The organism is Desulfovibrio piger ATCC 29098 (assembly GCF_000156375.1).
GTDB lineage: Bacteria > Desulfobacterota > Desulfovibrionia > Desulfovibrionales > Desulfovibrionaceae > Desulfovibrio > Desulfovibrio piger.
Genome location: NZ_DS996359.1, coordinates 621,119 through 637,059, shown reverse-complemented (window position 1 = coordinate 637,059; position 15,941 = coordinate 621,119). Strand labels below are relative to the sequence as shown.

The window sequence follows — 15,941 nt, the reverse complement described above, 5'->3', positions numbered from 1 at the left end:
GTATCCGCCTTGCCATGAACGTAAAAAAAGTCTTCCTCTGGTCCTTTGGCCTGCTGTTCACGCTGGGCATCCTCGGCTGCGCCGCCGTGGCCGGCCTGTTCTACTGGGCCTCGCGCGACCTGCCCGACCTGGAACGCCTTACCGGTTACGAAGCCCCGCAGGCTACGGTCATCCTGGCCCGTGACGGCTCCACCATCGGCACCCTCGCCACGGAAAAACGCTACAGCATCACCCTCAAGGAGATGTCTCCCTGGCTGCCCATGTCCTTCCTGGCTGCGGAAGACGATTCCTTCTACCAGCATCATGGTGTCGATCCCGTGGCCATCGTGCGCGCCTTCATCTACAACCTGCGCAACAAGGCCTCCGGCGGCGGCCAGCAGGGCGGCAGCACCATCACCCAGCAGATCATCAAACAGCTCCTGCTGAGTTCGGAACGCAGCTACACCCGCAAGATGAAGGAAGCCATCCTGGCCTACCGGCTGGAACACACCGTCAGCAAGGACGACATCCTCCAGACCTACCTCAACTATATCTATCTGGGGCAGCACGCCTACGGTGTGGAGGCCGCGGCCCGGACCTACTTCGGCAAGCACGCTTCCGACATCACCCTGGCCGAGAGCGCCGTCATCGCCGGCCTGCCCCAGGCCCCCAGCCGCTACAATCCCTTCCGGCATCCCGAGGCCGCCAAGGCCCGCCAGATGTACGTCCTCGGCCGCCTGCGCACCCTCAAGTGGATCACCGAGGAACAGTACCAGCAGGCCATCAACGAGCCCTTGGTCTACTGGAGCATGCCCGAGAACCGCGGCGGGGCCTCCAAATGGTATTTCGAAGAAGCCCGCCGCCTGCTGGTGGAATTCTTCACCGAAGAGAACCTGCGCACCCTGGGCATCGATACCCTGAAGAGCGGCGAGGAATACGTCTACACCGCGGGCCTCACCGTGCGTACCGCCATGGATCCCGTGCAGCAGGATGCCGCGGGCGCGGCCCTGCGCCGCGGTCTGGAAGAGCTGGACAAGCGCCAGGGTTGGCGCGGCCCGGTCAAGAAGCTCTCCCCTGCCGAGGTGACCGAGTTCGGCGAAAAAAGCACCTTCGCTCCAGCCGATCTCATGGGCAAGGCCTGGGTGCAGGCCGTGGTCACCGCCGTGGACGCCAAGGGCGCCCGCGTCATGCTGGGCAAGGGCTACACCGGTTACATCCCCGTGGCCAACATGTCCTGGGCCCGTACCCCCAACCGCAAGATCTCCGGCTGGGGCGCTCCCGCCGTGCGCGACGCCCGCAAGGTGCTGAACGTCAACGACCTGATCATGGTCTCGGCCGCGCCCGTGACCGTCCAGGCCGAAGGCGGCAAAAAGGGCAAAGCCGCCACCAAGACCGTGGACTTCGATCCCGCCATGGTCTCGCCGCAAAAGCCCATCACCCTGCTCCTCCAGCAGGAACCGCTGGTGCAGGGCGCTCTGGCCTCCGTGGAGACCCAGAGCGGCGACGTGGTGGCCCTCATCGGCGGCTACCAGTTCGGCGACAGCCATTTCAACCGTGCCACCCAGGCCCGGCGCCAGCCCGGTTCCAGCTTCAAGCCCGTGGTCTACTCCACGGCCTTGGACTTCGGCTTCACGCCCACGTCCTCGGTGCTGGACGGCCCCTTCGTCTATGTGAACCCCTACACCAACGAAGTCTGGCGCCCCGGCAACTACGAAAAGAACTTCCGCGGCATCATGCCGCTCTATGAGGCCCTGACCCTTTCCCGCAACACCTGTACCGTGCGTCTGGCCCACAAGGTGGGCATCAGCAACGTCATCCAGCGTGCCAAAATGCTGGGCCTCGAGCCCCATTTCCCGCAGGAACTGTCCATCAGCCTCGGTGCCGTGGCCGTCTCGCCCCTCAACCTGACGCAGGCCTATGCCGCCTTCGCCAACCAGGGCCTGGGCGTGCGCCCGCGCATCATCACGTCCATCACCGACAACAACGGCCGCGAGCTCTACCGCCAGGACATCCAGCACTGGCAGGCCCTCACCCCGCAGAATGCCTACCAGATGGCCACCCTGCTCAAGAACGTGGTCAACTCCGGCACCGGCAGCCGTGCCCGCGTGGAAGGCCATGTCATCGCCGGCAAGACCGGCACCAGCAACGACGAGAACGATGCCTGGTTCGTGGGCTTCTCGCCCTCTCTGGTTACGGGCGTCTATGTGGGCTTCGACCAGCTCCAGTCCCTGGGCAAGCAGGAACAGGGCGGACGTACCGCGGCCCCCATCTTCCGCTATTACCGCAGCCAGATCGAAGACCTGTACAACGACCAGCCCCAGGACTTCACCATGCCGCCCGGCATCACCATGCAGGATGGCCTGGCCTTCCAGGGCGTGCCCGGTCCCGGCCTCTCGGCCATCGACAATGCCAGCGAGGATCCGGCCACGGGCAGCAGTACCCCGACGGCCCCCGACACCTCCGGCGGCGGCGAAGACCTCATGCGGCAGATGTTCTAGCCCCCGGCACCCTGCTGTCCCGGCAGGGGCAGCTCCTGAAAAAACAAACGCACGCATACTGCGGGGCCTCCGTCCACCGGAAGGAGGCCCCGCCTGATGTACACGAAGCCCCCGCAGCCCGGCGCTGCGACAGTCTCGGATCCGCCTGCCCTCCTTTCCCGGACGGACAGGCCCGGACCATAACGAAAGGCCCCGGCCGCCCGGCATCCCCTGCCTTGCGGCGCCCCTTTCCGGGCAGTGCCCGCGCCCTGCCCGACCCACTCCAACCACAAGGAAACACATGATCCCCTACGGCTCTCTGGTGGTCTACGTCACCCCCAACAAGGACCGGCGCTACATCAAGCGCCTTGAGGAAGGTCAGGACTGGCACAGCAACGACGGCGTCCTCAGCGCCGAAGCCGTACATGCCGCCAACTTCGGCAGCGAAGTGCGCACCAGCCTGGATATCCCCATCCGTGTGCTGGAAGCCACCCTGCACGACCGCCTCAAGGGCCTCAAGCGCCAGACCCAGATCATCTATCCCAAGGATATCGCCTATATCTGCCTGCGCCTCGGCGCCGGTCCAGGCCGTACCATCATCGAGGCCGGCTGCGGCTCCGGCGGCCTGACCACCGGCCTTTCCTGGTTCTGCGGCCCCACCGGCCGCGTCGTGAGCCACGAGGCCCGCGAAGAATTCATGAAGCTGGCCCGCCGCAACCTCGAATGGGCCGGCGTGGGCGACAACGTGGAGATCGTCCACCGCGACATCGCCGACGGCTTCTGCATCGACAACGCCGATGCCCTCTTCCTCGACGTGCGCACCCCCTGGGAATACCTCGACCATGCCGTCAAGGCCGTGAAGCCCGGCGCCATGTTCGGCTTCCTCGTGCCCACCGTGGATCAGGTCAGCAAGCTGCTCATGGGGCTGGAAAAAGGCCCCTTCGCCGATATCGAAGTCTGCGAGATCCTCATGCGCAACTGGAAGCCCGTGGCTGACCGTCTGCGCCCCGAAGACCGCATGAACGCCCATACCGGCTTCCTCATCTTCTGCCGCCATCAGGAGCGCAGCGCCGACTTCGAATACAGCCGCCCCCTGGGCACCCGCCAGCGCAAGCAGGAAGCCGCCCGTCAGGCCCGCCTTGCCGAAAGCGGCACCAATCCCTACGACGACGGCGAGACCGCCGGCGACGACGAATAGTTGGCCGCAACGCTTTTTTGAACGAGAGGGGGGAGGGACGTTTTTTGTAAAAACTGTCCCTCCCCCCTCTCGTGCTCTCCCCCCACCCTGAAAAAACTTTTTCCTGGTCGGGATGGCAGGTCCCCGTCGCTGCCTCACAGCAGAAAATAACGCGGCCCTGATCCCGAATAGCAACGGCAGATCACGCCCGCAGCACCGGGGCCACCGCTCATGGAAATCCATCGTCCCGGCCTGCCCGCACAAAAAAAGAGAACGTCTTCGGACGTTCTCTTTTTTGGTATCTGGATAGAGCGGAGAGATGACAAGGGGAGTGACCGCACTCTCTTTTCAGGCGACCGCTGCCCGCTCGCCGCGATCCGGTCACGGCCTTTCATGCATATCCTGTCCTGCCTGATGGAGACCGGCAGCCGGCGACCAGGCCGCCGCCCCTCCCGCCACTGCCATCCTTCAAGATAAAAGTTTTTGGAAAGGATGGGGGGATGCAAGGGGGGAAGGGAGAACCTTTTTCCAAAAAGGTTTCCCTTCCCCCCCTGCAAACAACCAGCCCCCGCCTATACCTTGAAAAACCGCAGTCGCAGCGCGTTGCTGACCACGGAGAAGGAAGACAGGGCCATAGCGGTACCGGCGATCATGGGTGAGAGCATGGGCCCGCCGAAGACATGCAGCAGACCGGCGGCCACAGGCAGGCCCAGCAGGTTGTAGCCGAAGGCCCAGCCCAGGTTCTGGCGGATGTTGCGCATGGTGGCGCGGGAAAGGGCCAGCGCGGTGAGCACGGCCTCCATGCCGCCGCGCATGAGCACGACGTCCCCGGCTTCGGCGCTCACGTCCACTCCGCTGCCCACGGCCATGCCCACGTCGGCCACGGCCAAGGCCGGGGCGTCGTTGATGCCGTCGCCCACCATGGCCACAAGAAGGCCTTCGGCCTGGAGCTGGCGGATACGCTCGGCCTTTTCGGCGGGCAGCAGTCCTGCGGCCACGTCGGCGTCATCCAGACCGGCCTGCCGGGCCACGGCCCGGGCGGTGCGTTCATTGTCCCCGGTGAGCATGACCACCCGGATGCCCATCTCGTGCAGACGGGCCACCACCGCGGCGGATTCGGGACGCAGGGCATCGGCCAGCGCAAGGATGCCCGCCATCCGGAGGTCGTCCCACTGCCAGCGGGCGCCGTCGTCCTCACCGGCATCGGCAAGGGCGGCACGGGCCGGAGCCAGCGCCAGCAGCAGCGGCGTCTGCCCGGCCTCGGCCAGTGTGGCCAGCCGTTCCAGCACGGCGGCATCGGGAGCGATGCGGTTCTGTTCCATGAAGGCGGCATTGCCCAGTGCCACGCGCCAAGCCGTGCCGTCCAGCGTCACCACACCGGCGATGCCCAGGCCCGGCGCCACATCCACGGCATCCACCGGGCAGGCGGGGCAGCCGCGTTCCTTGCCTGCGGTCACCAGGGCCAGGGCCAGCGGATGCTCGGAGCGGGCCTCCAGCGCGGCGGCCAGGGTGACGAGGGCCTGCTCGTCATGGGCGGCGAGGGGGATGACCCCGGTCAGCACGGGCTTGCCGGTGGTCAGGGTCCCGGTCTTGTCCACGGCGATGGCCCGGACGTGACCGGCCTGCTCCAGGGCCGCGCCGTTCTTGATGAGCACGCCCAGCTGGGCGCCGCGCCCTGTGCCCACCATGATGGACATGGGCGTGGCCAGGCCCATGGCGCAGGGGCAGGCCATGACCAGCACGGCCACGAAGACCGTGACGGCCACGGTGGCGGGCTCGTCACTGAAGACCAGCCAGGCCAGCCCGGCCAGCGTGGCGATACCCATGACCGCGGGCACGAAATAGAAGCTCACGCGGTCGGCCAGGCGGGCGATGGGGGCCTTGCTGCCCTGGGCCTCGCGCACCAGCCGGATGATGCGGGCCAGACGGGTGTCCTGCCCCACATGCTCGGCGGTCATGGTCAGGGCGCCCTCCCCGTTGACGCTCCCGGCCACAAGGCTGTCGCCGGGGCCCACGGCCACGGGGATGGATTCCCCGGTCAGCAGGGAGAGGTCCACGGCGCTCTTGCCGCCGGCCACGCTGCCGTCCACGGGGATGCGGGCGCCGGGCCGGATGACCAGGGTATCACCGGGCATGACCTCGGCCAGCGGGATCTCGCGGCTCTGGCCATCAGCTTCCAGACGCAGGGCCGTTTCCGGCGTCAGGCGCAGCAGCGCGCCCATGGCGTCCCCGGCCTTGCGCTTGGCCGTGGCCTCCAGGAACTGGCCCAGTTCGATCATGGTCAGCAGAACGGCCACGGACTCATAGTAAAGGTTCATGGCCCGCAGCTGGGGCTCGCTGCCCGCAAGGCCCAGCAAGGTCGTCCACAGGCTGTAGAGCAGGGCCGAGCCCGTGCCCACGGCCACCAGACTGTCCATGGTGGGGGCCTTGTGTGCCAGGGCCAGCAGGCCTTCACGGTAAAAATGGCGGCCCAGCCAGACCACGGGGAGGGTCAGGGCCAGCTGCGCCAGCATGAAGGTGCGGGGCGCGTGATGCGGATCGAGCCAGACGGGCAGGGGCATGCCCAGCATATGGCCCATGGAGAGGATGAGCAGGGGCACGGCAAAGACCAGCATGGGGCCCAGCCGCCCCAGACGCACGCGCCGGTCTTTTTCGTCCTGCTGCCGTTTTTTCTCGTACTGGACGGCCACGTCCTCTTCCTGTGACGGCACGGCGCTGAAGCCCATGCCCGCCACACGTTCCATGATCAGGGGCACCGTCGCGCTTTCCGTGCCCGGCTTGAGCCAGATCTGGGCCTTGGCCGTGGCCAGGTTGACCGCGATGCGCTCCACGTTCTCCATACGCCCTACCACGCGCTCGATGCGCGAGGAGCAGGCGGCGCAATGCATGCCGCCGATATCAAAACGCAAGGGACCTGCCTTTCGCGTTTCCATAAAACCTCCTGCCTGCCGGTGGTCTTGACGCTCCGTTCCGGCAGTATTATTCCTGATGGTGCTCCCATTGAAAATGAAAATCAATATGTGGGAACACAGCAAGGAGTGTCGCATGAAGATCCTCAAAGTCAACGGCATGCGTTGCGGCCATTGCAAAGCCGCTGTGGAAGAAGCCGCCGCCAAGATCCCCGGCGTGAGCAACCCCGTGGTGGACCTGGACGCCAAGGAACTGCGCTACGAAGAAAGCGCTCCGGTCGACGAGGCCGCCCTGCGCCAGGCCATCTTCGACATCGGCTTCGATCCCCAATAGCCCCACGACCGACACATCTTTTTCAGGCCGCGCATGCGGCCTTTTTTTGTCCCCGAACGGCAGGATCCTTATCCCCAGAAAATATCTTATAAAATATTTTCTGATTTATTCCAATGATTCTACACGTATAGGGCAACAAGCGTTCCCTACTTGCCGTGATGGCACAAAAGCCGTAATAACGAAGAGTTTTATTGTCCGCAGATCGTCAGGAGAGAACATGCGACACACCATCACTGTGGCCGGTGGCGGCAGCTGGGGCACGGCCCTGGCGCATCTGCTGGCAGTCCGCGGGCACAGGACGCGCCTGTGGCTGCGCGATGCCGCCGTAGCCGAGGCCATCAACACCCGGCACGAGAACCCGCGCTACCTGCCGGGGCTCGCGCTGCATCCCGACCTTGAGGCCGGGACGGGGCCGGAGCTTTTGGGCACGGAGCTCCTCCTGCTGGCCATCCCCTGCCAGCAGTTGCGCGGCTGGCTCCACACCATGCGGGAGCATCTGCACGCCGAGCCCGTGCTCATCAATGCCGCCAAGGGGCTGGAGCTGGGCACGCTCTCTCCGTGCAGCCGCATCGTGGCGGAAGAGCTGGCGGGCAGGCCGTTCCACTACGCCATGCTTTCCGGGCCGTCCTTCGCGGCCGAGGTGGTGCGCGACCAGCCCACGGCCGTGGTGCTGGCCACGGCGGAAGAAGCCCTGGGCTGCCGTCTGCGTGAACTTTTTTCCTGCGCCACCTTCCGCTGCTACTCCAGCACCGACGTGCTGGGCGTGGAGCTGGGCGGCGCGCTGAAGAACGTCATGGCCATCGCGGCCGGCGTCTGCGACGGGCTGGGGCTGGGCCACAACAGCCGGGCCGCCCTGCTGACGCGCGGCCTGGCCGAGATGAGCCGTATCGGCGAGGCCTGCGGGGCGCAGGCGGCCACCTTCATGGGGCTTTCCGGCCTGGGCGACCTGGCGCTGACCTGCACGGGCGACCTTTCCCGCAACCGGCAGGTGGGCCTGCGTCTGGGGCAGGGGGAGAGCCTGGAGCACATCACCTCCAGCCTGGGCATGGTGGCCGAGGGGGTCAAGACCACCGCGGCGGTCTACGACCTGGCCCGGCGGCTGGGCGTGGAGACGCCGGTGACCGATACCGTCCAGGGCCTGCTGCACGGGGGCGAATCCCCCCGCAAAGCGGTCATGCGTCTGATGACGAGGACTTTGCGCCAGGAATGACAAGCAAGCCAAAAAGAGGCTTGCACCAGTCAGGAATGTCGCGTATCTTTTGGCTAATCGTGAAAAAAATTTTTTTCACGAGGATATCCCGCCGGAAGGGCAAACACGGGCAGATGACGCGCATCCACGTCCTCTGCAATAATTTTGTACTTTTTACCCGGCAGACAATGGGGCGCGTATGACAATACCATCCTACACGGCAAGCGGTTCCTTCATTCTTTTCATCCCGGGCCTGCTGTTCCTGCTGTACGGCGCATGGCAGGCGATCCGCCAGCGGCAGAACGCCCGCCGGCTCATCCTGTGGGGGGCCGTGCATGACGCGGGCCTCATCTGCATGGCGCTGGGTGCGGCCAATGCTGCCGCCGGTACCGGCGTCTGGCTGTTCGTTGCCTTCCAGCTGCTGGCCCGCGGCCTGAGCTGGAGCGCCCTCAATTCCCTGGCCGGGCCCGCCGCGCCGTCGGCGACCTTCGCGGCCCTGCGCGGGGCCGTCAAACTCCAGCCCGTCAATGGTGCCCTGTTCGCCCTCGGCCTCATGGCCAGCGTGGGCGGTTCGCCCTTCCTGATCCCGGAAGGGCGTCTTTTTATCACCCAGGGCATACTGGCCTCTTCCCTGCCTTTGCACTGCGGCCTGTTCTGCACCGTGCTGGCGGCCGTCACGGCCACGGTCCTCATCGCCCTGCATGTGGACGCCCTGCGCCAGTGCTTCCTGCAGCCCTGTAGCGCCGCCTGTGACGGCGATGCTCCCGCCAGCTGCCGCTCCGACGCCCTGACCCTGGTGCTGGGCGTGCTGGTGGCCCTCATGGGCCTGGCCCGCGCGCCCATGCTGGATGTGGCCGCCGGCTGGGCGGGCCTGCAGGTGGCCCACGCCACCGTGCATCCCGCCTTCTGGATCTACTTTGCCGGTGCCTTCGTCTGCGGCGTGGCCGCCTGGGCGAAATTCCGCTGGATGCCCCACCTTGGCGTGCTGGCCTGTGCCGCCGCCCTGGCCGCGACCCTGACGCTGGATGCGCCCGCGCCCGTGGCCCTGCTCTTCCTGGTGATGATCGGCTTCATCGCCTTCATCGTCTCGGTGTACTCCCTGGGCTACATGGCCCACGCCCACCGGCAGGGCTGGTACTGGTTCTTCCTGCTGCTGACCTTCGCCTCTCTGGCCGGCATCGTTTCCACGCCCGACATGGCCGCCATGTACGGCTACTGGGAACTGATGACCTTTGCCTCCTACTTCCTGGTGGTGCACGAAGCCAACCGCGTGGCCTTTGACGCGGGCTTCAAATATTACCTGATGTGCGCGGGCGGCGCCCTGCTGATGCTGCCCGGCATGCTGCTGCTGGGCAACGGCGGCCTGGGCCTTGCCGATGTTCGCATCCAGAGCGCCCTGCTCTCGCCCCATGTGCTGAACATGGCCGCCCTGCTCTGCCTCGTCGGCTTTGGCGTCAAGGCCGGTCTGGTGCCCCTGCACTCCTGGCTGCCCGACGCCCACCCCGCCGCGCCTTCCTCGGTGTCCGGTCCCCTGTCCGGTATCATCACCAAGATGGGCATGTTCGGCATCGTGGTCCTGCTGCTGGGCCAGACCAACGGCGCCCTGTTCGCCAAGGCCGAGGTCTTCGGCCTGTCCTGGTTCGGCTCCATCCTGACCTTCATGGGCGCGGCCACCCTGATCTTCGGTGAGCTCATGGCCCTGAAGCAGGACGACATCAAGCGCATGCTGGCCTACTCGACCCTGGGCCAGCTGGGCGAGATCGCCCTGGTGCTGGGCATGGGCACCTGGCTGGCCACGGCCGGCGCCCTGTCGCACATGCTCAGCCACGCCATCATGAAGGACCTGCTCTTCCTCGGTGCGGGCGCCCTCATCCTGCGGGCCGGCAGCCGCAAGCTCGCCGACCTGCGCGGTCTTGGCCAGTGCATGCCCTGGACCGTGAGCTGTATGGCCGTGGGCCTCATCTGCATCATGGGCCTGCCGCCGTTCACCGCCTTCTTCAGCAAATACCTGATGATCCAGTCCGCCATCCACGCCGGTCATCCCGCGCTGGCGGCCCTGATCCTCATCGGCTCCCTGGTGGGCGCCATCTACTACGTGCGCATCCTCAAGACCCTGGTCTTCGAGGAACGCCCCGCTGACCTGCCCATGGTGGAAGAGGCCCCGTGGTCCATCCGCGGCGCCCTCATGGCCCTGGCCGCCCTCAGCCTGCTGCTGGGCCTGGCTCCCTGGGCCCCGCTCACGCTGGTCATCCCCGTGGCCTCGTCCTGCTTCGCCCCGGCCTCCATGGATCTGGTCGTGCTCCAGTCCGTCATGGCGCCCTGGCCCGTCTATGTGGCCGTGCCCGTGTTCGGTGCCCTGCTGCCGGCCTTCTTCCGCCGCAACCCCATCTGGGCCGCCCGCTCCAGCGCCTTCGTGCTGCTGCTGACCGCCGTCCTGGTGATCTTCCTGGGCCGCGACCTGGATACCCTGAGCTACTGCTTCGCACTCATCGTGCCGCTCATCGGCGCCCTGAACGTCTTCTACGCCCAGGGCTACATGTCCCACAGCCACACCCAGTGGCGCTTCTACTGTGCCTTTACCGCCATGTGCGGCGGCCTGGTGGGCATCTCCGCCAGCACCTATCTCTTCCAGTTCTTCCTGTTCTGGGAGATCATGAGCTCGTGGACGCTCTACATGGCCATCGCCCATGAAGGCGACAAGGCCTCGCTGCGCGAAGCCTTCAAGTACTTCTTCTTCAACGTGCTGGGCGCCGGCTTCATCTTCGTGGGCGTCTGTGTGCTCGGTCCGGCCACGCCGTTCTCGTCCGAGTCCATGCAGCACCTGACCAAGCTCTTCCTGCTGCCCGGCTGGGTCGTCTGGGGCGGCACCGCCCTGCTGGCCATCGGCTTCGTCATGAAGGCCGCCCAGCTGCCCTTCCGCATCGACTGGCAGATGCATCCGGCCCTGGCCCCCACGCCCGTGTCCGGCTACATATCCTCGGTGCTGCTGAAGAGCTCCATCCTGGGCCTCATCAAGCTCTTCATGCTCATGGGCGGCAGCCTGGCCATGATCGGCGTCAGCGCCGCCTGGCCCAATGAACTGATCCAGACCGTGGTCATGTGGATCGGCGGCATCACCATCGTCATGGCCGCCACCCAGGCCCTGCTGGTCAACAACGTGAAGCTGGTCTTCATCTACTCCACCGTGAGCCAGATCGGTTACATGGTGCTGGCCGTGGCTGCCGGCGGTGCCCTGGGCTACGCGGGCGGCATGCTGCACGTGGTCAACCACGTGTTCTTCAAGGACCTGCTCTTCCTCGTCTGCGGCGCCGTGATGTTCGCCACCCACGCCGACAGCCTGGATGACCTGGGCGGCATCGGCCGCAAGATGCCCTTCACCCTGTGCATGTTCGCCATCGCCGGCCTGTCCGTGGTCGGTGTGCCGCCCACCAGCGGCTTCTCGTCCAAGTGGATCATCTACCACGCCCTGATGCAGGCGGACCAGCCCTTCCTGGCCCTGCTCTCCCTGGTGGGCAGCGTGCTGACCCTGGCCTACATCGCCAAGTTCCTGCATGCGGCCTTCCTGGGCCAGCCTTCCACGCATCTGGATCATGTGCAGGAAGCCCCGCTGACCATGCGCGTGCCCATGGCCATCCTGGCCATCGGCTGCATCATCACCGGCATCTTCCCCGGCCTGATGCTCTGGCCCATCAACGCCATCCTGGGCGACTACAACGCCGGCAGCCTGGTGGTGGGCCTCTCGGGCCTGCAGGAAGGCCCCGGTGCCTGGAACGCCACCGGCCTGAGCGTGATGATGGCCATCGCCGCCGCCGCGGGCTGGTACTTCGTGCGCCGCTTCGTGGTGCTGCGTGAAGTGGACGTGCATACCTGCGGTCTGCCCACCGAGGTGGCCACCAGCCGCATGGCGCCCTCGGGCATCTACGGCGGGCTGGTTCGCCGCCTGGCCTGGTTCCCGGGCAATACCAGCGTAGACAACAAGAGCTAGGAAGGAGAAACCGAGATGACCGACATCATTCTTGGTGTGCTGCACATGTGCATTTTCCCCGGCGGCCTGTTCGCGCTGGCTGTGGGGCTGTTGTTCAAAGGCCTTGACCGTCGCGTCGAGGCCCGCCTGCAGCGCCGCGTGGGCCCGCCGCTGATCCAGCCCCTGCTGGATATCGCCAAACTGCTGACCAAGGAGACCCTGATCCCCAAAACGGCCGTGCGCAGCGTCTTCCTGGCCGCGCCCGTGGTGGGCTTTGCGGGCATGGCCGTCTGTGCGGCCTTCATCCCCGTGCCCGGCGTGTTCAGCGGCCTGTACAACATGGGCGACCTGCTGGTGCTCTTCTACCTGCTGCCCATCCCGGCCATCGCCATCATGCTGGGCGGCTCGGCCTCCAGCTCGCCCTTCGGCGCCATGGGCTTCTCGCGTGAGATGCTCATGATGCTGGCCTACGAGACCCCCCTGCTCATGATCCTGCTGGCCGTGGCCATGCTGGTGGGCAAGGCCACCGGTACCGGTGCCGAGTTCTCGCTGCTGGCCATCGTGGACTGGCAGCAGAACGCCGGTTCCCTGGGCCTCAACCCGGTCATGATCCCGGCCCTGCTGGCCTACCTGATCTTCCTGCCCGGCACCATGGGCGTGCCGCCCTTCGACATCCCCGAAGCCGAGACCGAAGTGCTGGAAGGTCCCCTGCTGGAATACGGCGGCCCCCTGCTGGCCCTGTTCCAGATCGGCTCCGCCCTCAAGACCTTCGTGGTCCTGGGCCTGGGCGTGGCCCTGTTCTTCCCCGGCACCATCTCCGACTTCTGGATCGTCAACCTGATCTGGTTCGTCTTCAAGTGTCTGGTGCTGATGCTGCTGTCCCTGACCCTGGTCAAGTCCGCCACCGGGCGTTTCCGCATCGACCAGGCGTTCCGCTTTTATGTGAAGGTCCCCACCGTCCTGGCTCTGGTGAGCCTGGTGCTGGTGTGGGCGCTGTAAGGAGGTCGGGCATGAGTCTGGACAACATGCTCAAGAAACTGTCGGTACGCTCGCCGTGGCTCTTCCGCATCAACGCGGGCTCCTGCAACGGCTGTGACGTGGAACTGGCCACCACGGCCTGCATCCCCCGCTACGACGTGGAACGCCTGGGGTGCCGGTACTGCGGCAGCCCCCGCCATGCCGACATCGTGCTCATCACCGGCCCGCTGACCACCCGTGTGCGCGACCGCGTGCTCGCGGTCTGGAACGAGATCCCCGAGCCCAAAATCACCGTGGCCGTGGGCATCTGCCCCATCTCCGGCGGCGTGTTCCGCGAAGGCTACTCCATCGAGGGCCCCATCTCGCGCTACATCCCCGTGGATGTGAACGTGCCCGGCTGTCCGCCCCGCCCCCAGGCCATCCTGGAAGGCGTGGTGCTGGCACGCAAGATGTGGCTCAAAAAGCTGGGCATCGAGGAATAAATGGACAGGGGGAAGCCTTTGCATCGGCTGGCCGTCTGGCTGGGGCTGCGTGACGCCGCTCCCGCTGACGGTACCGCACCTCTTGACAGTGCCTCCCCCGCTGCCGAGACAACTTCCGGGGATCAGCCCTGCCGGCGCTGCGGCATATGCCACCACGTCTGCGGTCTGATTCCCCGTACGCCCAAAGGCCCGCGCCCGGGCCCGGAGGAATAATTATGGCGGGTTTTCTGAAAATTCTGTTCCGCAATCTGCTGCAAGGCCCCAGCACGGACCCGTTCCCGCTGGGTGAAACATTCACGCCCGAGCGCTTGCGGGGCCGGGTGAAGATCGACCCCAACCTGTGCATGGGCTGCGGCGTGTGCCGTCATGTCTGTGCCGCCGGGGCCATCAACATCCGCCAGAAACCGGACAACAGCGGCTACACCATCACGGTCTGGCAGGACTCCTGCTGTCTGTGCGCCTCCTGCCGCCAGTACTGCCCCACCGGTGCCATGAGCATCACCAATGACTGGCATTCGGCCCACCTGGAGTCCGAAAAGTTCGGTCGTGTGGAGCAGCAGACCATCAATTACGAACCCTGCTCGCACTGCGGCACCCTCATGCGGCCCCTGCCGCTCAAACTGGCGGAAAAACTCTACGCCCAGAACAGCGAGATCGACCCCGACCAGATCCGTCACCTGTGCCCCAAGTGCCGCCAGATCGAGGACGCCAAGCGCAGCCTTTGTCATCTGCCCGAGCCCCACAAGGCCATGGAGCCCGCCCAGACCCCCGCTTCTGCCGCGCCCACCACGGATTAGCCGTTTTTACGAGGATTGAACATGCAAGAGATTCTGCAAGGCAACGCCGCGCTCATAGAGGCTCTGGGAGCCCTCTGCACCCGCGACAAAGCCATACATCACAGCACCGACGCCTACGGCAACGCCTACCACTGGTTCCGCCTGGACCATCCCCGTTTCATGAGCCAGGCCGCCACCGCCCTGCAGGGCGCCCATGCCCGTCTGTGCATGATCACGGCCTACAACCTGAAGCAGCTGGGAGAACAGCAGCAGGAACTGTGCTACCACTTCGAGCTGCAGGGCGTGGTCTACAACATCACCGTCACCCTGACCGCCGAACACAACACCGTGCCTTCCATCACCCCCCTGTTCGCCAATGCCGACTGGCATGAGCGCGAGATGATGGAACTGTACGGCATCCGTGTGGCCAACCAGCCCAACCCGCGCCGCCTCTTCCTTGACGAGGAACTGGACGCCGGCATCCTCAACGAGGCCGTGCCGCTGTCCATCATGATGAACGGGGCCTGCACCACGGACCTCTGGGAACGCATTCTGAAAGAAAAGGAAGGGGAACGCGCATGAGCAAGCTCACCACTTTCAACATGCCGCTGGGCCCCGTGCATGTGGCGCTTGAAGAGCCCGTCTACTTCAACCTCACCGTGGAAGGCGAGACCATCCGCAAGGTGGAGCTGACCTCCGGTCACGTGCACCGCGGCATGGAAGCCCTGGCCACCCAGCGCAACCTCATCAAGAACGTCACCCTTACCGAGCGCGTCTGCTCCCTGTGCTCCAACAGCCACAGCTTCACCTACAGCATGGCCGTGGAAAACGTGCTGGGCATGGAGATCCCGGTCCGCGCCCACTACCTGCGCGTGCTGGCCGAAGAGATCAAGCGCGTTGCCTCGCACCTGTTCAACACCGCCATCCAGGCCCACATCATCGGCTTCAAGTCGCTGTTCATGCACGTCATGGAAGTGCGCGAGATGATGCAGGACGTGAAGGAGACCGTCTACGGCAACCGCATGAACCTGGCCTCCAACTGCATCGGCGGCGTCAAGTGCGACGTGCCCCCGGACATGCTCACGTACATCCTGGGCATGGTCGACAAGGTGGAGCCCGCCGTGGACGAGATCCGCGAGATCTATGCCACCAATGCCATGGTCCTGGGCCGTACCAAGGGCCTGGGCCTGCTGCCCAGGGAAGACGCCCTGCGTCTGGGCGTGGTGGGCCCCGTGGCGCGCGGTTCCGGCATCGCCATCGACGTGCGCAAGGATTCGCCCTATGCGGCCTATCCCGACCTGGAGTTCAAGAGCATCACCCATGACGGCTGCTGCATCCACTCCCGCACCATGGTGCGCCTGGACGAGATCTTCGAATCCTTCAAGCTCATCCGCCAGTGCTGCGAGCGCATGCCCGAAGGCCCCCACTGCGTGCCCATGCGCCAGATCCACACGGCCGAAGCCTGTGCCCGCAGCGAAGCGCCCCGCGGCGAGGTCTTCTACTACATCCGCACCAACGGCACGGACATCCCGGCCCGCCTCAAGTGGCGCGTGCCTTCGTACATGAACTGGGAGGCCCTGGGCGTCATGATGCGCGACTGCGCCGTGGCCGACGTGGCCCTGATCACCAACAGCATCGACCCCTGCGTCTCCTGCACGGAGCGCTAGGCCGGAAAC

General features: G+C 65.8%; 11 protein-coding genes. 10 read left to right on the top strand and 1 reads right to left on the bottom strand.

Translation table 11 applies throughout. From position 1 onward, the window contains the following. Window positions 1-14: 14 nt before the first annotated feature. Window positions 15-2,477: a penicillin-binding protein 1A gene (locus tag DESPIG_RS09325; protein ID WP_006007903.1), complete on the top strand. Its 2,463-nt coding sequence runs from the start codon at window positions 15-17 to the stop codon at window positions 2,475-2,477. A gap of 280 nt (window positions 2,478-2,757) precedes the next feature. Then, window positions 2,758-3,654: a tRNA (adenine-N1)-methyltransferase gene (locus tag DESPIG_RS09320; RefSeq protein WP_006007900.1), complete on the top strand. Its 897-nt coding sequence runs from the start codon at window positions 2,758-2,760 to the stop codon at window positions 3,652-3,654. Window positions 3,655-4,205: 551 nt separating this feature from the next. Here DESPIG_RS09320 and DESPIG_RS09315 read toward each other — a convergent pair. Next, window positions 4,206-6,566, bottom strand: coding sequence for a heavy metal translocating P-type ATPase (locus DESPIG_RS09315; protein WP_040369786.1), 2,361 nt, complete (start codon window positions 6,564-6,566; stop codon window positions 4,206-4,208). Between the two features lie 112 nt (window positions 6,567-6,678). Between DESPIG_RS09315 and DESPIG_RS09310 the strand changes: the two genes are divergently transcribed. The 8 genes from DESPIG_RS09310 (at window position 6,679) to DESPIG_RS09275 (ending at window position 15,932) form a co-directional block, all read left to right on the top strand. Further along, the gene (locus DESPIG_RS09310) at window positions 6,679-6,876 is read left to right on the top strand and encodes a heavy-metal-associated domain-containing protein (protein WP_040369785.1); all 198 of its coding nucleotides are present in this window, start codon (window positions 6,679-6,681) and stop codon (window positions 6,874-6,876) included. 217 nt (window positions 6,877-7,093) lie between these two features. Beyond that, on the top strand, window positions 7,094-8,086 hold the full coding sequence (locus DESPIG_RS09305) for an NAD(P)H-dependent glycerol-3-phosphate dehydrogenase (protein ID WP_006007892.1): 993 nt from the start codon (window positions 7,094-7,096) through the stop codon (window positions 8,084-8,086). A gap of 178 nt (window positions 8,087-8,264) precedes the next feature. After that, window positions 8,265-12,050, top strand: a complete 3,786-nt coding sequence (locus DESPIG_RS09300) for a complex I subunit 5 family protein (RefSeq protein WP_006007888.1) — start codon at window positions 8,265-8,267, stop codon at window positions 12,048-12,050. A 15-nt stretch (window positions 12,051-12,065) separates the two neighbouring features. Further along, the gene (locus tag DESPIG_RS09295; RefSeq protein ID WP_006007886.1) at window positions 12,066-13,028 is read left to right on the top strand and encodes a respiratory chain complex I subunit 1 family protein; all 963 of its coding nucleotides are present in this window, start codon (window positions 12,066-12,068) and stop codon (window positions 13,026-13,028) included. An 11-nt stretch (window positions 13,029-13,039) separates the two neighbouring features. Continuing rightward, entirely contained in the window at window positions 13,040-13,489 is a 450-nt protein-coding gene (locus DESPIG_RS09290; RefSeq protein ID WP_006007884.1) for an NADH-quinone oxidoreductase subunit B family protein, read from the top strand. 215 nt (window positions 13,490-13,704) lie between these two features. After that, on the top strand, window positions 13,705-14,286 hold the full coding sequence (locus tag DESPIG_RS09285; protein WP_006007882.1) for a 4Fe-4S binding protein: 582 nt from the start codon (window positions 13,705-13,707) through the stop codon (window positions 14,284-14,286). 21 nt (window positions 14,287-14,307) lie between these two features. Further along, complete coding sequence (locus DESPIG_RS09280; protein ID WP_006007880.1) at window positions 14,308-14,847, top strand: NADH-quinone oxidoreductase subunit C; 540 nt, start codon at window positions 14,308-14,310, stop codon at window positions 14,845-14,847. Further along, a complete protein-coding gene (locus tag DESPIG_RS09275) occupies window positions 14,844-15,932 on the top strand; it encodes a hydrogenase large subunit (RefSeq protein ID WP_006007878.1) in 1,089 nt (362 codons plus the stop codon). Before DESPIG_RS09280 ends, DESPIG_RS09275 begins: the two co-directional genes overlap by 4 nt. The last annotated feature ends 9 nt before the right edge of the window (window positions 15,933-15,941 follow it).